This window comes from Clavibacter sp. VKM Ac-2872 (assembly GCF_015351105.1).
Lineage (GTDB): Bacteria > Actinomycetota > Actinomycetes > Actinomycetales > Microbacteriaceae > Clavibacter.
Genome location: NZ_JADKRR010000001.1, coordinates 271,073 through 292,930 on the forward strand (window position 1 = coordinate 271,073; position 21,858 = coordinate 292,930).

A 21,858-nucleotide genomic window follows, 5' to 3' on the forward strand; every position below is an offset into this window, starting at 1 on the left:
GGCGCACCCGGCGCCGCACCCGGGCACGACGACACGACACGACGCACCACGACACCGAGGACGAGCACGCATGATCGACGACGACCAGCACTTCACGACCGACGGGACGCGCCTCGTCTGGCGGGGCGACGGGGAGACCCTCGTGGTGGAGCCGTGGGGGCCCGACAGCCTCCGCGTGCGCTCCCGGATCATGGCGCCCGTGGCGGACGCCGACTGGGCGCTGCTGCCGCAGCCGGAGGCCGACGCGCGCGTCGAGGTCGACGGCGCGACGGCCCGGATCACGAACGGCGGCATCACGGCCGTGCTCGTCTCCGAGTCCTCCTACGGCTACCAGACCGGCTACGAGGAGAACCGCTGCCACGTGACGTTCCTCGACCGGCGCGGCGAGGTGCTGCTCGAGGAGATCGGCACGGGCGGCGCCCTGCACCTCCGGGCGCGCGAGCAGCGGCCGCACCTCGGCGGCGACTTCCGCATCACGGCGTCGTTCGCGACCGGCCCTGGCGAGCGGCTGTACGGCATGGGGCTGTACCAGCAGGACATCCTCGACCTCGCCGGATCCACGTTCGAGCTCGCGCACCGCAACTCGCAGGCGAGCGTGCCGTTCGTGATGTCGAGCCGCGGCTACGGGTTCCTCTGGCACGACCCGGCGATCGGCCGCGCGACCTTCGCGGCGAACCGCATCGAGTGGACGGCGGAGACGAGCGAGCAGCTCGACTACTGGATCACCGCGGGCGACACCCCGGCCGACATCAGCCGCGCGTACGCCCGGGCGACCGGATCCGCGCCCATGATGCCCGAGCACGGCCTCGGCTTCTGGCAGTGCCGGCTGCGCTACTGGAACCAGGAGCAGCTGCTCGAGGTGGCGCGCGAGCACACCCGGCGCGGGCTGCCGATGGACGTCATCGTCGCCGACTTCTTCCACTGGCCGAAGATGGGCGACCTCCGCTTCGAGGAGGAGTTCTGGCCGGATCCGACCGCGATGGTCGAGGAGCTGCGCGGCATGGGCATCGAGCTGATGGTCTCCATCTGGCCGCAGGTGTCGCTCGAGTCCGAGAACTACGCGCGCATGAAGAAGGAGAACCTCCTCGTGCGCAGCGAGCGGGGGATCGACGTGCAGATGCAGTTCGAGGGGCCGAGCGCCTTCGTCGACGTGACCAACCCCGACGCGCGCCGGTACCTCTGGGAGACGGCGCAGCGCGGCTACGGCGCGCACGGGATCCGGCTGTTCTGGCTCGACGAGGCGGAGCCCGAGTACGGCGTCTACGACTACGACAACTACCGGTACCACGCGGGCCCCAACGTGCGCGTCGGCAACGTGTACCCGCAGATGTTCTCGCGCGCGATGCACGAGGGGCGGATCGAAGCGGGCCAGGAGCCGGGCGTCGACCTGGTGCGCGCGGCGTGGGCGGGCAGCCAGCGGTACGGCGCGCTCGTGTGGTCGGGCGACATCCACTCCACGTTCGAGGCGCTCGCGCGGCAGGTGACCGCGGGGATCCACATGGGCGTCGCCGGCATCCCCTGGTTCACGACCGACATCGGCGGGTTCGCGGGCGCCCGCACCGACGACCCGGCGTTCCACGAGCTGCTCGTGCGCTGGTTCCAGTTCGGCGCGTTCTCGCCGGTGATGCGGCTGCACGGCGATCGCGGTCCGAGCGTCGAGGTGCGCGCGGCCGACGGGTCCCGCCGCGCGCCGAGCGGATCCGGCAACGAGCTCTGGAGCTTCGGCGAGGAGGTCTACGGGATCCTCGCCGGGTACGTGCACTTGCGCGAGCGGATGCGGCCGTACCTCCGCGCCGTGATGCGCGAGGCCCACGAGGACGGCCAGCCGGTGATGCGCGGCATGTTCCACGTCTTCCCGGATGACGCCCCGAGCTGGTCGCTCGGCGACCAGTACATGCTCGGCGCCGACGTGCTCGTCGCGCCCGTGCTCGAGGCGGGCGCGCGCTCGCGGAGCGTGCACCTGCCGGCGGGCGCGTCATGGATCGAGGCGTCGACCGGCGCCCGCCACGCGGGTGGTCAGCGGGTGGTCGCTGACGCGCCGCTGCACGTGATCCCCGTGTTCGTGCGGGAGGGCGCGGCGGTGGACGTGCGGCTGCCCGACGGCGACGCGGTCGCCTGAGGGGCGGCCCTCCCGGGTGGCGACGGCCTTCCGCCGGTCGACGGGGCCGGATAGGGTGCCGGTGCTCGCCGGGCGGTCGCCCGCGAGCGCCCGCCGGTGCGAGCCGTCGCCCGGATCGCCCCGCAGACCAGGAGGAGCGCATGACCGTGGACAGGGGTCGAGGCAGGCAGTGAGGTAAGGCTATGCTTACCCGCGGCCCGAGCTCCCCGCCGGGTCGCCGCCGGCCTCGACCCCAGGAGACCCATGCCCCGCGCTCGCGCCCTCGCCCGCCTCACCGCCACCGCCGTGACGGGCCTCGTGCTCGTCGCCCTCACCGGCTGCGGCGCCTCCGAGGAGGTGCCGGCCGCATCCGTCGCCGAGACCGGGCAGGGGTCGACGACCTACCCGCTGACGCTGGCGAACTGCGGCCACGACGTGACGATCGACCAGGCGCCGCAGCGGGTGGTGTCGCTCGACCAGGACTCCACCGAGATCCTCCTGTCGCTCGGCCTCGAGGACCGCATGGTCGGCACGGCGTCGTGGACGGATCCCGTTCTCGACTCGCTCGCCGACGCGAACGCGAAGGTGCCGCGCCTCGCCGACAACGCGCCCACCTACGAGGTGCTCCTGGACGCCGATCCCGACTTCGTCACCGCCTCCTTCGGCCGCCACTACGGCACGGGCGGCGTCGTCACGCGCGACCGGCTCGCCGAGACGGGGATCCCCTCCTACCTGTCGCCGACCGACTGCGACTCCGACATCAGCATCAACGGCGGCGGCCAGCGCACGACCGCGCTCACGGTCGACGCGCTGTACCAGGAGATCCGCGAGATGGCCGAGGTCTTCGACGTCGCGGACCGCGGCGAGGCGCTCGTCTCCTCCCTCCAGCAGCGCGCGGCCGCGGCGACCGACGGCATGGACCTCGGCGGGGCGAAGATCATGTACTGGTTCGCCGACACGAAGACGCCGTACATGGGCGGCGGATTCGGCGCCACGTCGCTCCTGTCGCGCCAGATCGGCGCCACGGACTCCTTCCCCGAGGTGCGCGACGACTTCATCGCGACCGGGTGGGAGACCGTGGTCGACCGCGACCCGGACATCCTCGTGCTCGGCGACCTGCAGCGCGACCGGTTCCCGGGCGACCGGCTGCAGGACAAGATCGACTTCCTCACGAGCGACCCGCTGACGCGCGACCTCACGGCCGTGAAGGAGGGCCGCACGGTGGCGCTGCACGGCGCCGAGCTGAACCCGTCGATCCGCTTCGTGGACGGGCTCGAGAAGATCCGCGCCTGGTGGGACGCGCGCGGGGCGAAGCTCTGAGCGCCGCGACCTCGCGGTCCCCGCGGGCGCCGTTCGCGGAGGCCGCCGCGCGGGTACGCGCCCTGCCGCACCCCCTCCGCGTCGTGCTGCTGGTGGTGATCGGGATCGTCGCGCTCGCGCTCTCGGTGGGCGTCGCCGTGACCCTCGGCCCGGCCGACGTGTCGCTCGTGAACGTGCGCGACATCCTGCTCAACCACGCCGGGCTCGCGAGCATCCCGGTGCGCGTCTCCGAGGACGCCATCGTCTGGCAGGAGCGCCTGCCGCGCGCGCTCGTCGCGGCGGCCTGCGGCGCGGGCCTCGGCCTCTGCGGCGTCGTGCTCCAGTCGCTCCTGCGGAACCCGCTCGCGGATCCGTTCGTGCTCGGCGTCTCCTCCGGTGCCTCCACGGGCGCGGTGCTCATCGGGGTGCTCGGCCTCGGCGGCGGCGCGATCGGCATGTCGGGCGGCGCCTTCATCGGGGCGCTCGTGGCCTTCGGGTTCGTGCTGCTGCTCGCCCGGTTCTCCTCGGCGGGCACGGCGGGCGTGATCCTCGCGGGCGTCGCCAGCACCCAGCTCTTCTCCGCGCTCACCTCGCTGGTGGTGTTCGCGTTCGCCGACTCCGACGAGACGCGCGGCATCACGTTCTGGCTCCTCGGATCGCTCGAGGGCATGCGCTGGGACGAGGTCGGCCTCAGCGTCGCCGTGGTGGCGGTCGGCGCGGTCGTCTGCCTCGCCTACGCCCGCTCACTCGACGCCTTCGCGTTCGGGGAGGAGGTGGCGTCGTCGCTCGGGATCCACGTGGGCCGCACCCGCACGATCCTCCTGGTGGTCACCGCCCTCCTCACCGCGACGCTCGTGAGCATCGCCGGCGCCATCGGCTTCGTCGGCCTCGTGCTCCCGCACGCCGCGCGCCTGCTCTTCGGCCAGCGGCACGCGCGCGTCGTGCCCGCCACGATCGTGCTCGGCGCCGTGTTCATGGTGTGGGTCGACGCGTTCTCGCGCCTCGCGTTCGCGCCGACGCCGCTGCCCGTGGGCGTGGGCACCGCGCTCGTGGGCGTGCCCGTCTTCATGCTGCTGCTGATGCGCAACCGGGGGCGCGCGTGACGCTGCGTGCGCACGACGTGCGCTGGTCGCGGGGCGGGCGGATTGTGGTGGACGACGTCACGGTGGAGCCGGCACCCGGATCCACCGTCGGGCTCCTCGGGCCGAACGGCTCGGGCAAGTCGTCGCTCCTCAAGCTGCTGCAGGGCGCCGCGTCGCCCGACTCCGGCCGCGTCACGCTCGACGGCGACGACCTCGCGGGGATCCGGCGCCGAGACGTCGCCCGCCGCGTCGCGACCGTCACGCAGCACGGCGAGACCGAGGTCGACATCGTGGTGCGCGACGTCGTGCGCCTCGGCCGCACGCCGTACCGCACGCTCCTCGGCGGCGACACGGCGGAGGACCAGGCGGCCATCGACCGCGCCATCGCGCACGTGGGCCTCGAGGCGAAGGCCGACCGCGCCTGGCGCACGCTCTCCGGGGGCGAGCGGCAGCGGGCGCACATCGCGCGGGCCCTCGCGCAGGAGCCGCGCGAGCTGCTGCTCGACGAGCCGACCAACCACCTCGACATCCGCCACCAGCTGGAGCTGCTCGCGCTCGTGCGCGACCTGCCGGTGACCACGGTGATCGCCCTGCACGACCTCAACCTCGCGGCGATGTTCTGCGACAGCGTGCTGGTGCTCCGCGAGGGGCGCGTGGTGGCGGGCGGGCATCCGCGCGAGGTGCTCACGCCGGAGCTCATCGCCGACGTCTACGGGGTGCGCGCGGTCGTGTCGCACGACGAGGCGGCCGGCTGCTCGCGGGTGCTGTTCGACGCGGCGCCGCTCTAGCTGCATCGGGTCATGGCGTCGTTGACTCCAGGGTCGCGGGCATCAGCACGTGGCTCGAGCGGATCCGGTGAGCGTCGTCGTCCCGGATCCCGGGGCGAGGACGTCGGTTCTGGCCTGGTCGCTGGTCAAGGGCCGCCGGGAGATCTCCGTGCCCGACGGGGTGTGCCACGGCGCAGATCACGGCCCCGGCGGCCGGGGTCGACCATGCCGACGGCTGCGATCAATGGCGGCGCAGGATCATGCTGATCGGCCGGAACAGGACCTGCGTCACCGCGGCATGCCGAGCGGGACCCGCTCGCAACCGGCCCCTCGCCTCCAGCACGTTCCATTCCCGCTCCGGCCTCGAACGCCTCGGGGCTGATCGGGGCCACGACGACAGATCTGACAGCCGTACTCCGCTTCCAGCCCGGGTCCGAAGTCCCCATCGAGGCGCGCATCGACGCGAGACACCGAGCTCCCGCGAGATGTGCGAGAGGGGACGGCGATCCTGCACGAAGCGCACGACGAGCTGACGTCGACCGAGAACAGTCAGACGAGCACTACCGATGGGACGTCTAGGCCTCCTGGCGATGGTCGGATCAGACAGTTCCATCACGCCTTCACGAGCTGCAGAATCGGAACGGAGTCGCGGCGGATAGGGGCATCTCGTCGCGGGGATGCGTGGCCCCTGGAGCACGCCCCCCGCGAGTCCACTCGAGGTGGTACTGTCCGATCCTTCTCCGATCCGATGGGTGGACATGCAAGTTCGGGCTGCAGGGCCGTCTCTCTGGCTAGTGCTGCTAGCGGCTGTCGTCGGACTCGCCGGGTGCACATCTGATCCGACTCCGGAGCCGGCGCCCGCGCCGAGCACTCCGGTACTCAACACACAAGCCGCTGCTCGTCAGCTCCAGGTGGGCGACTGCTTCGACACGAGCGACCTCGCGGAGCCCTCGGCCGACCATGTGCAGCGGGACTGCTCTTCTGGACATGAGGACGAGGTCTATGCACGCATAGCCCTCGGAGACGACACTGCTCGACCCGATGACGACCACCTCCAGGCTTCCGCGTCCCAGAAGTGCCTGGATGCATTCGAGCCTTATGTCGGCCGTAAATTCGACGACTCCGACCTGGGTTACTCGTATGTGTATCCCTCCGTCGACGCATGGCCTCTGGGAGACCACGAAGCCGTCTGTTATCTCGTCGACCATGCAAGTACTCCGCTCACCAAGTCCATGCGGAATTCTGGGGCTTAGTCGCCCGGCGACTCCTCATCGGCGTCGTGATCACGTCGCTCCGCAGAGTGGAGTGTTCTGCAACCCTGGCGACCAGGGCGGCCGCCTCCACCGTGGGAGTGCTCACTCGATTCATGTCCCGGATGGTCTTCGACGTCAGGATGTGACCCTTCTCCGCGCGGCACGAAGGACGTCCGCGCCGGCGACGCGGAATCGTCAGGCCGAGGCCAGCATGAAGTCCTGAGCTGATGGGCCGCGATGAAGCGGCTCATCGGGCAGACGGTCGTGTCACGACGGCTGGGCCCTGAGGGAGTGCGAATGAAAGCCTCGTGATCGTCGTCCCACTCATGACGCGCCCGAGGCGCTTGCCATCTACATCCCTCGCGTGGGCCCGCCGAGACGTACGAATGGACCTCGACGGAGGAAGACGCAGGAGATCGGCCCACTCGCTCATGATGTCCTCCACATGACCTGCTGACCCACTCCGACTCTCTCGACGTGGCCAGCCTGCGCCCGCCGCTTGCGCTCGGCCCGCGCCACGTCGAGGGCGAACACGTTCCTCGGTTGAACCAGGACCTGAACATCCCGCCCGCACGAGCACCAGCACGCAGGGCGACCCGACTGAGCCGCGCCACGGCGCCCACTGGCCCTCGCAGGAGGAGGACGTTCGCCCACCTGAAGGAGTGATCCGACGACCTAGGGCGCCGGGAGGGGTCCCGTCAGCAGGGTGGGGAGAAGCCCGAGCCGCACCACTCGTCGGGTGTTAGCTTCCAGATCACCCTCATAGGACGTGTGAGGTTCCTATGAGGGAGACCCGATGCGCCGTCACACCTACGGGCACTTCGTGGCCATAGCCGCCGCCGTCGCCTTGTCCGCGAACTGCCTTGTCGCTCCTGCCTCCGCGTCGACTCACGAGCGGGATCAGCTTTCCGCGTCGGAGGTCAGTGCCACACCGACCACGCTCAACGGCGCCACCCCGCCAACGGCTACGGCGCCTGAGCCACCCGCCATCACGCCGAACGTCCCGACCCCGAGCGCGCTCACTGAGGCGGCAGCATCCATGCATGGGACGTCGGCGTCCACGTTGGCCTCCTCGCCTTCGACACCCCCTCCTCCCGCTGTGGACCGCACGGCAGGTCATGGGCCGAAGCTCACACCTTCACCTGTGCAAGAGCAGCAGCATGTTGACCTGCCCGCACCTGAGCAGGGGGTCGTCCCCGTGGCGGCGGACACGTCCCCAGACGCCCACTCCGCGACTCGACGCTTGTCTACGCAGAAGATGGCGGCACCGGAGAAGCGCGATGGGCGCATGGCGATAGCCGACGCCCCGATGGTGGTGAACGCGGAGGGTTCATCGAAGACGGTGATGGAGTCGGCTCAGGCCAACATGGTCCCGACCAATTCGGAAGCGGTCCCGGCCTCGCCCGGCGATGGGGCCGTCAACGTCGGAACCACACCGGTCCTCACCGCCTCGGCGTCCGGCATAGATGATTTCAAGGAGCCGCAATATCGGTTTCTGATCTGCCCCGCCTACAAGATCAACCAGTACGGATTCAGCTGTGAGAGCGGGACGGCTGTCGACTCCGGGTGGATCGACGCTACAAGCTGGCAGGTTCCCAGCGGAAATCTGGCGCAAGACACCACGTATGCATGGACAGTCGGCATCAAAGAGAAGTCGAATGAGTTCTTCTTCTCATCAGGTAGCGTGACGTATGCCATGGCAACGGGGGCCACTCTGCAGACTCCTGGACTAGACGACGCCTGGTCGCAACTCAGCAGTCCGGCCAACGGATCGACGACGACTTCACTCACGCCCACTCTCTCAGGGCGCACGACCATGGCAACGGCTGATTCCTACCAGTACAACTTCAAGGTTTACGCATGCCAATCCGCGACGTCTTGCTTGAAGGGGACTCAAGTCGCAGATTCGGGCTGGCTGAGTGACGGTTCGTTCACCATCCCCACCGGAGCCCTGTACAGGTCAGCAAACTACGTGTGGTCGCTCGATGTCAGGAACAACCTTTACTACTATTCGCCTGGAAATCAGAACTGGTCCTTCGGCGAAATAGTGCCGCTCCCGACCGGGACGTACTACGGTTCATCGTCTATCGCTACCGCGGTTGCGGGCGTCGACCTCGGCGACCGCCACTACAGCACCACGTCGACTGACGCGAATGCATCGTCGGCCGGCGGCAACCTCGCACTGAGCAGGACATACAGTTCCACCAACCCCAACGCGTCATCCTTCGGGGTCGGCTGGTCGAGCGTGCTGGACATGTCGATAGGCGACAACAGCATCGGCGAGACCGTCCGGATGGGCGACGGACACGAAGTCGCGTTCGGATTGAACCCCGACGGCAGCTACAGCGTCGACTCTCGGAACGCCGGGATGGCCTTGACGGGTTCGAATGGCAATTTCGTGCTCGCGGACGCCGGGGGTAACTCGTACTCCTTCACCTCGAACACGCTGACCTCGATGACCAACGGGCAAGGACTGATCACCGATGTCTTGCGCTCATCCGGTCAGGTCTTCGCCTTGACTGATCGCACATCGGGTCGCTCGATCGGGTTCGTTTGGAGCGGATCGCAGATAGCGACCGCATACACCAGTGCCACGCCGATCACAGCACCACCCGTGGCCGTTCCGACCATCACCGCCCCTGCAGCATCTTGGACCTATACCTACTCGGGTACCGCTCTCACGAGAGTGTGCCGTTCGGGAACGCATGGAGGCTGTCACAGCTATGGCTATACCGCCGACAGCACGCCCCTCCTGATGGCGACGAAGGACAGTGCCGGCAACCCGCAGACGCAGATCAGCTACACCGACGGTGCCACCACGGGCATAACCGACGCATCGGGGACGACCCAGTTCTCCGCGAGCCCCGGGGCAAGAGGCGACACGATCGTCGTCACGAAGCAGAGCGGGGCGGTCGAGACATACACCACGAACATATACGGTGAGCCTGTAGGCCTTCGTACTCGCCTTGGAGCCGCGACGAACTGGACGTACGACATCGCGGGCCGCATGACGGCCATGGATTCCGACTCCACGTTCCTCAGGGCCGAATACGACGTAGCGGGACATCTGATCCAGCACTCCGACGCGCTTGGTACACAGAAATACACCTACGTGAAGTCGGGTGATGGTGCAGGAAAGCTGGCTACCGCTTCTGTACGCGGTGACTACAGCGTCGACACTGTCGCTCAGTCGTATCAGTACGACTCGGCTGGACGCGTCCTCGCCATCCTCAACGGCCCGGGCGGGGCTACGCGGCGCTCCACGACATACGCCTATACCAGCGGTGCTGAGAGCGCTGTCGGCGGCGGATCCGTGCCCGCCGGGCTCGTCAGCAGCACCACGAATGCTGCGGGCACCACCGAGTCGTTCGGGTACGACAAGTACGGACAGCTGGCAACGGAGGTGGACGTGCGCGGTCTGACACGTGCATTCGCCTACGACTCGCTCGGTGATCTCACCAGGACGACCTTGACCATGCCGCACGGGAGCGGCGCATATCAGGGCACTGCCTACAGCTATGGCTCCGATGGGCGACTAGCGTCCAGCACAGGCTCCTCATCCATGGACAGCATCTCGGGTGCCCAGCGCCAGGTGACGCGGCTCTACACCTACGACGACAACGGCAATGTCCTGACCAGCACCGATTCCGCAGCATCGAAGGACGCCCTGACCCACAGTTACACGTACGACACATTCGGTCGTCAGCTCACAGAAGCCGAACCCAGCGGCGACAAGGTCCATGCGTTCACCTATGACGCCTCAGGCAACCTCAGCACCGACACCGACGCTCGCGGGAGCACCACCCGGTACACGTACGACGAAGCAGGCAATCGGCTCACCAGCTCGGTGGATTACCGGACGCCCACCAGCGGTGGAACGAGTTCCCGCACCCTCGAGACCGACACGTATGCGCCCTCCGGTCAACTGGCGACCCGCACCGACGCGAGTGGCCAGACCTACGTCTACACGTACCGTACGGACGCCCTAGTCGCCACGATCACTGCGAAGGGCGTTCCTGCCGGTGACGGCACTCGTGAGGATCTCTCCGTCGCCGCGTACGCATATGACGCCTACGGCCAGATCACGCAGGCGTCCACGAACGATGCCAAGCACGTGGTGACGGTCACCTACGACCAGTTCCAAGAGCCGACGGAGATCAAGGACACCTCTCAACCACGCGGAGCCGACGCGGTCACGCGGGATACGAGGTACACCTACGACGCACTCGGGGTCCAGCTGAGCGCGAGTGATCTCGCCGCGGACGGGACGGCACTCCGCACTGAGCAGCTCACGTACGATCCCGCCGGCGCCATGGCCAGCGACACGATACGGACCAGCGCGTCGAGCAAGGACGCGACCACGACGTGGTACCAGCACGACCCTGCAGGACGCCTCATGAGCGTCACCGACCCCGACGGCTCTGCGGCGGGCGACCCGGCGCACACGACCAAGTTCGGGTACGCCGCCGACGACCTGCCGACCACACGGACCGCACCCCCGACTTCTGCCGGGACCGCGGTGACGACTCTCGGTTATGACGAATTCGGGCGGCAGAACACCATCCGAGACGCGACGGGCGCGGTCACGACGGTGACGTTCGACAAGAACGGCAACATCGTGACCGAAGCCGATCCGTCGCACTCGAAGGGCGGCAAATCGGCCACCACGAACGCGACATACGATGCCGCTGGTGACGTCCTCTCCGTGACCGATGCCAACGGAGCGACGACGAATTTCGATTACGACTCGACGGGGAACCGGGTGCGCACGACCTCGCCAGCGTCGAGCGCTGGCGGCGCGAGCCGCGTATCCACCAGCTCCTACGATGCGGCCGGCAACGTCACCAGCAGCACGACCCCTTCGGGCGCGAACACCACCGCCACCTATGACGGGTTGCGCCGCTTGACCAGCAGCACCCTGCACCTACGGGTTCCATTCGGGACGGACGATCGCACCACGAGCTTCGACTACATCGACTCCGGCTACGGTCGCACGACCACGACCCCGGGCGGTGGCACCACTACCGAGCTCAACGACGCGTTCGGTCAACTGGTATCCGTCTCAGACCCGGACAAGGTGACGACGCGTTACGGCTACGACCTGTTGGGTGATAGGACGACCACCACCGATGGCGTCGGCACGACCCAGACCGTGAGCTACGACCCACGTGGAAGAGCCACCGCATCGTCCGTGTCAGGAGCCGACGGCAAGGTCGTGCGCTCGGAGGCGTTGCGATACGACGCAGCGGGCAACCAGACATCTGCAACCGACCCCCGTGGCAATGTCACTGCCCTGGGAGTCGACGCCGCTGGCCATGTCACGAGCATCACCGCCCCTGGCCAAGCAGCAGCCACCGCGACATACGACCTGACAGGGAGGCAGACCGGCTACACGGATCCGACTGGCGCGAGCACGACGGCGACGTACACGCCGGCTGGCGATCTCGCGACGCTGACAGCGCCTGCAACGGCTAGCCAGCAAGACGCAGCCCTTCGAACCCGCACCTACTCCTATGACGCGGTCGGGCACCGGACGAGCGCCACCGCACCTGACGGCTCGAAGGTGACGAACACGTTCGACACGGCCGGAAACGTCACCGGACAGACGGCCACCGCGGCCGGGTCGACAGCGACCCGAACCTTCGGATACGACGCCGCGAACCGGATGATCACGTTCAGCACCAGCGGCGGACTCGAGACCCTCACCTACGACGACTCCGACGCCATCACGTCAGCGAACGGCCCAGACGGCAACGCGACCTTCGAATACGACGCTGATGGCAAGGAGACCTCGCGCACTGATGCCGCCGGAAGATCCACCAGCACCTACACCCCGGCCGGGCGGCTGAAGGCCCTGGCAACGGACGGAGTCAGCGAGAAGCTGAGCTACGTCTACGACGATGCCGGCCGTGTGCGCACGATCACCTCGGGCGGCTCCACGCAACGCACCATCAGCCACGATGCGGTCGGTGATGTCCTGGCGGACACCGTCAAAGACGCATCCGGAGCGAACTTGTACGGGCAGGTCAATACGTGGGACGCGAATGGCAATCTCACCTCCACCGTGATCAGCCCCAGCACCGCAGCCGGAAGCGGAACGACCGGGTACACCTACAACGCCGACGAGCAGCTGAGCTCGTGGACCGCTCCCGGGAAGACACAGGAGCAGATCACGTGGGATGGAGCGAATCGGGCGACACAGGTCGGCGCAGAGAAGCGAACCTACAACCAGCAGGGCGAGCTCCTCACGGCGGGCAGCCGCACATACAACTACTCCACCGCCGGATCCCTGGCTTCGGTGAGTGACGGCCCTGCGACGACAACCTACAGCTACGACCCCTTCGGTCAGCTGAGCGGTGACGGCGTGAACTCCTATTCCTACGATGCCGTGGGTCGCCTGACGAAGAGCGGTGATCAAGGTCTCACGTACGCCGGACTGAACTCGGAGCCCGCCACAACCGGCTCGACCAAGTTGCAGCGCTCGGCGGACGGAACGCTCACTCGGGTTGACGGCGCCCAGGTGGTTCAGAACGCCCACGGGGACCTGACCGCGGAGCTCGCTGGAGCGTCCCTGACCGGGAGCACCGACTACGACCCCTTCGGTGCCCGCATCGCGAGTGGCGGCAGCATGGCCAGTACCCTCGGATTCCAGTCCCAAGTCACCTCCGACGGGCTGACGCATATGGGATCCCGGTGGTACGACGCTGTATCGGGCTCATTCCTGTCCCGCGACCGCGGTGCGCTGCCGTTGAACCAGCAGTCGCGTTACAGCTATGGCTCGGGAAACCCGACGACGAATGCGGACCCCAAGGGAAGCTGCGTCGGCCCTGTCGCGATCGTCTGCGCGGGAGCAGTCGAAGGCGCGGAGATAGGATCTTTCGGCGAACCGGGCCTCGGTACGGTGGTCGGCGGTGTGCTTGGTGTCGCCGTGGGCGGGCTTCTGCTGGGCGTGGGTCTTCGTTGCGCCACGACAGAAGAGTGCCTCTACGGCGCGCAGTCGGATAGTGGGCAAGGGCATGCGGTGGGTACGCACGGGAACGTTCCGAACTCTTATATGGACTCCTGGCGATCGGCATCGAATTCAGCTGTTCACTCAGGCAGCTTTCCGCGAATCGGCCCGCTCAGCATCCCCAAGATCGGCCCGCTCAACATCCCCAAGATCGGCCCCATCAACATCAACATCGATCTGTCGGGGTTGACGGCGATATTTGCCAGTTTCGATGCGTCCATGTCGCAGTTCGAGAAGTCGCTGGATGCACTCAATCAGACTGTGGCGCAGCTCAACGCCTTCGAAGCGAATCTCGAGATGGGTACCCCTGCCTGGGTGCGCACCGGCGTCGTCCCCGTAGGGGCAGCTGTATACGGGAGCTGCGCGGGGATCGGGAGCAGCGGGCTCACGTCCTGCTCTCCCGCGGCCACGATTCCCAGCCTCACCACGGCGGTCCTTCCCGTCGCGCGACAGAACACCACCGTCGTCCAGAACGCCAGTCAGGCACAGTCCCAGGCACCAGCAACGAGTGGGAGTACCAGCGCGGCAGACAATGGGGGCTGCGAGCCGGGGCAGGTCTTCACCTCCGTCGGCTGCGAGACGCTATCGCAGATCCTGCAACGCGTTGTGACTCGGGAGGCTGACCGGCTCAGCAACGACACCGACGCACTTCGTGATCTCATCTCCCCCGATGAGCAGGCGGCGGAGGCGACGCGGCCATTCCTGGCAAGGCCCAACATCGGCAAAGCGCTAGAACGGATAGTGCAAAGAGATGACGATGTGAATACGCATTTCGAGCACGTTGGCGGGAACTCACCTGTGGACTTCGTCGGCAAGCCTGACGGGCTGGGGTACGAGATGACGACGGATACCCCAAGTACTCTCGCACGGCACTTGGCTCGGCCTGAGGTGGATGAGAGCCGAATCGCGACGTACTCCATGCATCAGTTCGCACAGTACCTGACGCAACTCTTTGGTGGGTAGGATCGAAGCATGGGCACCCCTCGATCTGTCATAAAGAACGTCACTCTGGAACCTGGTACGGTCATCCGCGACCGGGAGTGGACACGAACGACATTCCGGCAATGTCGAGCGCGAAATTCGGCGGATCTTGCTCTCCGCCCAAAGCTCGAGCACCTAGAGCTCACTGACGTCAAGCTTGAGTGGAGCCCTGCGAATGCCAGCGTCATCAGCGACGTGACGGTGCATGGAATCCGAAAAGACGACTCTTCCAAGTTCTTCACGGGTTGCACGTATGATCGGGTGGTCTTCACCGGGGACTGCGGTTCGACCGTGTTCGACCCGTCGCTGTTGATTGGTGGTGATTTGAATGAGGTCTACCGGCAGGCGGTTCTCGCACATGATCGCGCCAGCTCGGCTTATTCTATCGACATCTCCCGTGCGAGCGGAGCATTCTGGTTCCGCGGCTACCGAGCATCTCGGATGATTCTCAATCCAGAGCTGCATGCCATTGTCCGCCTTGAGGATGCCATTGGGCGGGATCTGAGTTGGCTACAAGGCCTGCAAACTACTTTCGACATCACCATCTCGGACATGAAGAAGCGTGGCTACGAGGATGCGCTACTGTGCGCCTACAGGAAATCGAAGTTCTTTAATGCGCAGCTGGCGGCGATCGCTCGTCTTCGCGCGGAGGGCATAGCCGACACGGTCGCACCCACCACCCGCGCATGAGTGCCGACCGCTGGGACGCGCCCGCTCTTGCGGTACGTCTTCGTTAGATGACTGCGAGTCATGCCCTCTCCACGGACGGTCATCCAGGACATCTGGCTCGAACCCGGCACTGTGATCAGCGACCGGGAGTGGGCGCGGACCACGTTCCGGCAATGCCGCACACGACGATCCGCCGACCTCGCCCTCCGCCCGAGACTGGAACGGCTGACCTTCACGGACGTCAAACTGGAATGGAGCCCTGCGAAGGCGAGCATCATCACCGACGTCGCGGTGCGCGGACTCCGCAAGGACGACTCCTCGATGTTCTTCACCGGATGCACCTACGACCGGGTCACCTTCACCGGCGATTGCGGCTCCACCATCCTCGGACCATCGCTGTCGATCGGCGGCGAACTCAGCCACATCCATCGAGCCGCTGTGCTGGAACACGACCGCACCAGCCCGCACTACTCCATCGACATCTCACGAGCCCGCGGCGACTTCGAAGTCCGCGGCTACCGAGCATCGAGGATGATCCTCAACCCCGAGCTCCACGCCATCGTCCGACTCGAGGACGTCATCGGCCGCGACATCTCCTGGCTCCGTGGCAAGCAGACCACCTTCGACATCGCCATCGCGAGACTCATGGAGCGCGGCTACGAAGACGCCCTGCTCTGCGCCTACCCCAAGTCGAAGTACTTCGACGCCCAACTCGCAGCGATCGCCCGACTCCGAGCCGACGGCATCGCCGACACCGACAGCGACGAGCGCTAGGCGGGGGCGGGCGCGGGCGTCGCAATGGGCGAGGGTGCAGCTGCCTCCTCGGCCGGCGCCGCGCATGCGCATGACCGGCCGTCCACGAGCGTCGGCGTTGACGATGACGCGTGGTGCGCCATGGGAAGTTCGGATCCGTCGAAGAGCCGGAGCGCGATGCGGTAGCCGCCCTCGCGCGTGGACGGCTCGCGGGCGAGCGGGGCACCCCGGCCGCGCGGGTCGCCTCCTGCCAGCCGTGCTCGCGTGCCTCGACCTCGCCGCCGCTGACGCAGCAGGGCAGTGACCTCGGGGCGGCGGCCTCGCTCATCGCCGTGGTGCAGGTGCTCGTGGCGTAGCTCTTCCTCCAGCGGTCCTTCATCACGGAGATGGTGGCCGGCGGCGAGAAGCGAGGCCGCCCCTCCTCGCCGGGCCTACCCCGCGCCAGGATGGGAGGGCTGCCGACGCAGGTCGGCGCGACGACGACGAGGGAGTCCGCATGGCCACGATCACGATCACGATCACGGGAGGATCCGGGCGCATCGCCACGAGCATCCGCCCCCTGCTCCTCGCCGCCGGGCACGAGCTGCGGCTGCTCGACGTGGTCGCGCCGCCGACGCCGCTCGAGCCGGGGGAGACCTCGGCCATCGTCGACACGACCGACGTCGACGCGTGCACGGCGGCGTTCCGCGGATCCGACCTCGTGGTGCACCTCGCGGCGCACGCGGCCGAGCGGCCGTGGGAGGCGATCCAGGCCGTGAACAACGACGGCGCGCACGCCGTGCACGAGGCGGTCGTGCGGGCGGGGGTGCCGCGGATCCTCGCGGCCAGCTCCATCCACGCCGTCGGCTTCCTGCTCGCGACCGAGGCGGCGCGCGACGACGTGCCCGCGCCCCGCCCCGACACCTTCTACGGCCTCAGCAAGGTGCTGCTCGAGGGCCTCGGCAGCCTGTACGCCGACCGGCACGGGCACGTCGTGGTGAGCGTGCGGATCATGACCGCCGAGCCCGAGCCGTCCGCCGCCCGCAGCATCTCCACCTGGTTCTCCGCGGCCGACGCGGTGCGCCTCGTGGAGGCCGTGCTGCGGTGGGACGAGCCCGGTCACCGGATCGTCTGGGGCGTCTCCCGGAACACCCGCCGCTGGGTGTCGCTCGCGGCGGGGGAGGCGATCGGCTACCACCCGGAGGACGACGCCGAGGTCTTCGCGCACCGCTTCCCGGAGCTCGGCGCGGACACGTCGCCGCCCGCGGGCGTGCGCATCGGGTCGATCTTCACGGAGGTGGAGCTGGGCTCCGACATGGGCTGACGGCGCGCTCCCGAACGAGATGTCTGCTCTTCCGGACACGTTCACGGATGCGCCATCTGGGCGGCACGCCGCTTCGCTCGCGTGTTCCTAGAGTCGGCTCCGACCCGTGGCGTCCCCCATCTCCGCCCGCGGGTCCCGACTCGAGAGGCACGTCCATGTCCCTGTCCCCCCGCACCCGCATCGGAGCCCTCGCGGCCTCCGCGCTCGTCGCCGCCCTCGCGCTCACCGGCTGCTCGGCCGGCGGCTCCGACGCGTCGGCCGCATCCTCCGACACCTCCGGCACCTGGGCCAAGTCCGAGGGCACCCTCGTCTTCGGCGCGACGCCCGACCAGGCCGGCTCCGACTCGAACAACAAGCCGCTCGAGGACTACATCGCCAAGGAGACCGGCCTCAAGGTCGAGTACTACCCCACGGCCGACTACACCGCGCTCATCGCGGCGGCCGTCGCCGGCAAGATCGACCTGATGAGCTCGGGCGCCCTGCAGTACGTCATGGCCTCGAACAAGGGCGCCGAGATCGAGCCCGTCGCCGCGATGCTCACCTCGAAGGACGTCACGGACCCCGGCTACTACTCCGAGGCGATCGTGCCGAAGGGCTCCTCGATCACCGACCTCGCGGGTGCCAAGGGCAAGACGGTCTGCTTCGTCGACCCGAACTCCACCTCGGGCTTCCTCTTCGGCCTCTACCAGCTGCAGAAGGCCGGCCTCGACGTCACGAGCACGGGGTCCGACGCCAACGGCAACCCGCAGTTCGCGGACTTCACGCCCTACTTCGCGGGCGCGCACGACAAGTCGGCGCAGGCGGTCGCGTCCGGCCAGTGCGACGTCGGATTCGCCGAGGACTCGATCGTCGAGCCCGAGGCGGCGGCCGGCAAGCTCACCGTCCTCGGCAAGGAGTACGTGCCCGGCGGGCCGCTCTCCATCTCCTCGGCGCTGCCGGCGGACGTCAAGGCGAAGCTCACCACGACGCTCCAGGGCGCGTCGCTCGACGCGATCACGGCCTCCGGCGTCCCGCTGACCGACGGCTTCACGAAGGGCTACTTCGGCGCCCAGCCGGAGGACACGACCTACTACAAGGGCATCGCGGACCTCTGCGACTCCATCGCCGCCGCCAAGTGCGCGAAGTGACGCGGACGGACTGATCCGACCATGACCGGCACGACGACCTCCCCGCTCGTCTCCGTCTCCGGGGTCACCAAGGACTTCGGCAGCACGCGGGCGCTCCGCGACGTCGACCTGACCGTCGAGCGCGGGGAGGTCGTCGTGCTCCTCGGCCTGTCCGGGTCGGGCAAGTCGACCCTCCTCCGGCACCTGGACGGCCTCGAGCTGCCGACCTCGGGCAGCGTCCGCGTCTTCGACCAGGACGTCGCATCCCTCGGCCAGCAGGACCTCCGCGCCCTGCGCGGCCGGGTCGCGATGATCTTCCAGCAGTTCGAGCTCGTGCCCTCGCTGACCGTGCTCGAGAACGTGCTCACCGGCGCGCTCGGCCGCCTCCGCGGGCCGCGCCTCGGCATCTGGACGTACCCCCGCGCCGCGCGCACCGAGGCGCTCGGCCACCTCGACCGCGTCGGGCTGCTCGAGAAGGCCTACGAGCGGGCCGACCGGCTGTCCGGCGGCCAGCAGCAGCGCGTCGCCATCGCGCGCGCGCTCATGCAGCGGCCCGAGATCCTGCTCGCCGACGAGCCCGTCGCGAGCCTCGACCCCGAGTCCAGCGAGCAGGTGATGCGCCTCATCCGCGAGATCGCCGCCGACGACGGCCTCACCGTGGTCTGCAGCCTGCACCAGGTGGACCTCGCGCTCGGCTGGGGCGACCGCATCGTCGGGCTCCGGCACGGCGAGGTCGTGCTCGACACCCCGACGCGCGGCATCGGCAAGGCGCAGGTGATGGAGATCTACGGGCGCGTGGCGTCCACGACCTCCGCGCTCGCCGCCATCGCGACCGAGCTCGGCGACGTGCTGCCGTTCGACGAGCACGCGGACGTGCGCGCGGACGGCACCCGGTGACCGCGGTCGCCGAGCGCCCGGGCCCGGCCCCGGCCGGCGTCCTCCCGGACGTCGAGGGGCGCGCCCCGCGCCGGCGGCCCGACCCGCAGAAGGCGCTCGCGCTGGTCGTGGTCCTCGCGATGGTCGTCTTCGCGATCCACGCGCTGACGACGCTCGACTTCACCTGGTCGAACGTCCTCCGGAGCGTCGGGAACGCCGCGAAGGTGTTCTCGCGCATGGACCCGATCAGCTTCCCGGCTCCCGCCGACCTCGCGTACCTCGTCGGGCTGACGCTCGGGATCGTCGTGCTCGGCACGCTCGCCGCCGCGCTCGTCTCGGTCCCGGTCGCCTACGCGTCGGCCAGGAACACCACGCCCGCGCCGTGGCTGCGCGCCGTCGGCCGCACGATCGGGGTGGTGACGCGCGCGGTGCCCGACGTGGTGCTCGCCCTCGCGTTCGCGCTGGCGTTCGCGCTGGGGAGCCCGCTGCCCGGCATCCTCGCCATCGGGATCCACTCGATCGGCATGATCTCGAAGCTCTTCGCCGACGCCATCGAGCAGGTCGACGAGGGGCCGCAGCGCGCGATCCGCACCACGGGCGGCACGCGCGCGCAGGAGTTCTGGGCGGGCGTCTTCCCGCAGGTGCTGCCGTCGTGGATCGCCACGGTGCTGCACCGCTTCGACATCAACCTCCGTGGCTCCGCGATCCTCGGCTACGCCGGCGTGGGCGGGCTCGGCTACGCGATGAAGGTCGCGTTCGGGCAGTTCCCGGAGGGCTACGGCCGCGGGATCGGCATCGCGATCGTCATCTTCGCGCTGTGCGTGCTGCTGGAGGTCGTGTCGTCGTCCATCCGCCGCAGCGCGCTCGGGGTGCGGCCGGCCGGGCGCGGCCTGGGCGACCGGATCGTGCGGCGCCTCACGCGGGACCGCGCCGACGCCGCGGGATCGGGGATAGCCGCGCCGGCGCGCGCGGTCACCGTCGAGTCGATGCAGCGGCGCCCGTGGACGCCCGACCGGGTGCGGACCGTCGCGTGGTCGGCGCTCGCGGTGATCGTCGTCGTGGGCGGCTACCTCATGGCGGACATCGACCTCAGCCAGATCACGTGGGAGTACGTCGGGCCGACCTTCCAGAGCTTCTGGCCGCCGAGCACCGGGTCGCACACGTTCGGCGAGTTCGCCGAGGCGCTGCTGGTGACGATCCAGGTGGCGTTCGCCGCGGCGCTGCTGTCGGTCGTGCTCGCGCTGGTCGTCGGATCCCTGGCCGCCCGCAACGTCGCGCCGACCCCCGCCGTGCGGAACGCCTCGCGCGTCGTGCTCGTCCTCTTCCGCGGGGTGCCCGAGCTGGTGCTCGCGATCCTCCTCATCATGATCACGGGCCTCGGCAACCAGGCGGGCGTGGTCGCGCTCGCGTTCGGCGGGGTCGGGCTCCTCGGCAAGCTCATCGCGGACTCCTTCGAGGAGGTGGGCGCGGGCCCCGAGCGCGCGCTCACCGCCGTCGGCGCGACGCGCGGGCAGCGCTTCCTCGCGGCGACGTGGCCGCAGGGCCTGCCGTCGCTCGTCGGGAACTCGCTCTACCTCGTGGACACGAACATCCGGGCGGCCACGATCCTCGGGATCGTCGGCGGCAGCGGGATCGGGTTCCACCTGACGAACGCGTCGTCGGTGCTGACCCTGCACGGGCAGGTCACGACGCTCGTCGCGATGGTGTTCGTGAGCGTGCTGGCCGTGGAGGGGCTCGCCGCCTGGCTGCGGCGCGTCTACCGGTGACGGCGGACCGGCCGGCCGTCGCCGTCGTCGGCCCGGGCGCGATCGGCACGTCCGTCGCCGCGGCGCTGCACGAGGCGGGCGTGCCGCTGCTCCTCTGCGGTCGCACCCCGCGCGCGCGGCTCGAGCTGCGCACGGGGGACGGGACGACGATCGTGGTCCCGGGACCCGTGCGCACGGATCCGGCCGGCGTCACCGCGCCCGTCGACCTCGTGCTCCTCGCGGTGAAGGCCACGCAGATCGAGGCGGCGGCGCCGTGGCTCCGGGCCCTGTGCCACGCGGGCACGGTGGTCGTCGTGCTGCAGAACGGGGTCGAGCAGGTCGAGGACGTCGCGCCGCACGTGCCGGGCTGCCCCGTCGTGCCCGCGGTGGTGTGGTTCCCCGCGGAGGCGCTGCCCGACGGATCCGTGCTGCTCCGCGGGACCCCGCGCCTCACGCTGCCGGACGTGCCGGCCTCCCGTGTCGCCGTCGACGCGCTCGCCGGCGGCCGGTGCCGGGTCGAGCTGGCGGCCGACTTCACCACGGTCGCCTGGCGGAAGCTCGTGCAGAACGCGGTGGCGGGGATCATGGCCGCCACCGGCCGGCGCGCGGGCGTGTTCCGTCGGGACGACGTGGCGGGGCTCGCCCGGGCCTACGCGCGCGAGTGCCTGGCGGTGGCGCGCGCGGAGGGCGCCGTCCTCGACGACGACGTGGCCGACCGGATCGTGGACGACTTCGCCGCGGCCCCCGCCGACCAGGGCACCTCGATCCTCGCCGACCGGGAGGCGGGCCGACCGCTCGAGTGGGAGGCGCGCAACGGCGTGATCCTGCGCCGCGGCCGGGCGCACGGCCTGCCCACGCCGATCGGCGCCGTCCTCGTGCCGCTGCTGGCGGCCGCGAGCGACGGGCCCGGCTGAGCC

Annotated in this window: 15 protein-coding genes and 1 pseudogene; 14 read left to right on the forward strand and 2 right to left on the reverse strand. The window is 69.1% G+C overall.

The annotated features are described in order from the left end of the window. Positions 1-70 precede the first annotated feature (70 nt). The 4 genes from ITJ40_RS01305 to ITJ40_RS01320 all read left to right on the forward strand — a co-directional run bounded on the left by ITJ40_RS01305 (position 71) and on the right by ITJ40_RS01320 (position 5,267). A complete protein-coding gene (locus tag ITJ40_RS01305; RefSeq protein ID WP_194665300.1) occupies positions 71-2,119 on the forward strand; it encodes a TIM-barrel domain-containing protein in 2,049 nt (682 codons plus the stop codon). Between the two features lie 243 nt (positions 2,120-2,362). Next, a complete protein-coding gene (locus ITJ40_RS01310) occupies positions 2,363-3,418 on the forward strand; it encodes an ABC transporter substrate-binding protein (protein WP_194665302.1) in 1,056 nt (351 codons plus the stop codon). Continuing rightward, positions 3,391-4,500, forward strand: a complete 1,110-nt coding sequence (locus ITJ40_RS01315) for a FecCD family ABC transporter permease (protein ID WP_370531960.1) — start codon at positions 3,391-3,393, stop codon at positions 4,498-4,500. The genes ITJ40_RS01310 and ITJ40_RS01315 overlap by 28 nt, the downstream gene beginning before the upstream one ends. Continuing rightward, positions 4,497-5,267, forward strand: a complete 771-nt coding sequence (locus tag ITJ40_RS01320; protein WP_194665304.1) for an ATP-binding cassette domain-containing protein — start codon at positions 4,497-4,499, stop codon at positions 5,265-5,267. Before ITJ40_RS01315 ends, ITJ40_RS01320 begins: the two co-directional genes overlap by 4 nt. A 139-nt stretch (positions 5,268-5,406) precedes the next feature. Here ITJ40_RS01320 and ITJ40_RS01325 read toward each other — a convergent pair. Beyond that, positions 5,407-5,859: pseudogene (locus ITJ40_RS01325) on the reverse strand (leucine zipper domain-containing protein); the annotation flags it as partial. 145 nt (positions 5,860-6,004) lie between these two features. On the opposite strand from ITJ40_RS01325, the gene ITJ40_RS17350 reads away from it, so the two are divergent. Next, positions 6,005-6,499, forward strand: coding sequence for a septum formation family protein (locus ITJ40_RS17350; protein ID WP_370532027.1), 495 nt, complete (start codon positions 6,005-6,007; stop codon positions 6,497-6,499). Between the two features lie 900 nt (positions 6,500-7,399). Here ITJ40_RS17350 and ITJ40_RS01335 read toward each other — a convergent pair. After that, complete coding sequence (locus ITJ40_RS01335) at positions 7,400-7,561, reverse strand: hypothetical protein (protein ID WP_194665310.1); 162 nt, start codon at positions 7,559-7,561, stop codon at positions 7,400-7,402. A gap of 181 nt (positions 7,562-7,742) precedes the next feature. Here ITJ40_RS01335 and ITJ40_RS01340 point away from each other — a divergent pair, with 181 nt between their 5' ends. From ITJ40_RS01340 to ITJ40_RS01380, 9 genes are all read left to right on the forward strand, one after another. Beyond that, positions 7,743-14,471 carry an RHS repeat-associated core domain-containing protein gene (locus ITJ40_RS01340; RefSeq protein WP_194665312.1) on the forward strand — a complete coding sequence of 2,243 codons (6,729 nt, stop codon included), beginning with the start codon at positions 7,743-7,745 and terminating at the stop codon, positions 14,469-14,471. A gap of 9 nt (positions 14,472-14,480) precedes the next feature. Then, the gene (locus ITJ40_RS01345) at positions 14,481-15,179 is read left to right on the forward strand and encodes a hypothetical protein (RefSeq protein ID WP_194665314.1); all 699 of its coding nucleotides are present in this window, start codon (positions 14,481-14,483) and stop codon (positions 15,177-15,179) included. A gap of 60 nt (positions 15,180-15,239) precedes the next feature. After that, positions 15,240-15,932 (forward strand): hypothetical protein, encoded by a 693-nt coding sequence (locus ITJ40_RS01350; RefSeq protein ID WP_194665316.1) that lies wholly within the window; start codon positions 15,240-15,242, stop codon positions 15,930-15,932. A gap of 110 nt (positions 15,933-16,042) precedes the next feature. Further along, a complete protein-coding gene (locus ITJ40_RS01355) occupies positions 16,043-16,267 on the forward strand; it encodes a hypothetical protein (RefSeq protein WP_194665318.1) in 225 nt (74 codons plus the stop codon). Positions 16,268-16,407: 140 nt separating this feature from the next. Then, entirely contained in the window at positions 16,408-17,214 is an 807-nt protein-coding gene (locus tag ITJ40_RS01360; RefSeq protein WP_194665320.1) for an NAD(P)-dependent oxidoreductase, read from the forward strand. A 155-nt stretch (positions 17,215-17,369) separates the two neighbouring features. After that, positions 17,370-18,341, forward strand: coding sequence for a phosphate/phosphite/phosphonate ABC transporter substrate-binding protein (locus tag ITJ40_RS01365; protein ID WP_194665322.1), 972 nt, complete (start codon positions 17,370-17,372; stop codon positions 18,339-18,341). Between the two features lie 21 nt (positions 18,342-18,362). Continuing rightward, positions 18,363-19,217 carry a phosphonate ABC transporter ATP-binding protein gene (gene phnC / locus ITJ40_RS01370; protein WP_194665324.1) on the forward strand — a complete coding sequence of 285 codons (855 nt, stop codon included), beginning with the start codon at positions 18,363-18,365 and terminating at the stop codon, positions 19,215-19,217. Then, complete coding sequence (locus tag ITJ40_RS01375; RefSeq protein WP_194665326.1) at positions 19,214-20,962, forward strand: ABC transporter permease subunit; 1,749 nt, start codon at positions 19,214-19,216, stop codon at positions 20,960-20,962. Before phnC ends, ITJ40_RS01375 begins: the two co-directional genes overlap by 4 nt. Further along, positions 20,959-21,855, forward strand: coding sequence for an oxidoreductase (locus ITJ40_RS01380; protein WP_194665328.1), 897 nt, complete (start codon positions 20,959-20,961; stop codon positions 21,853-21,855). The genes ITJ40_RS01375 and ITJ40_RS01380 overlap by 4 nt, the downstream gene beginning before the upstream one ends. Positions 21,856-21,858 lie beyond the last annotated feature (3 nt).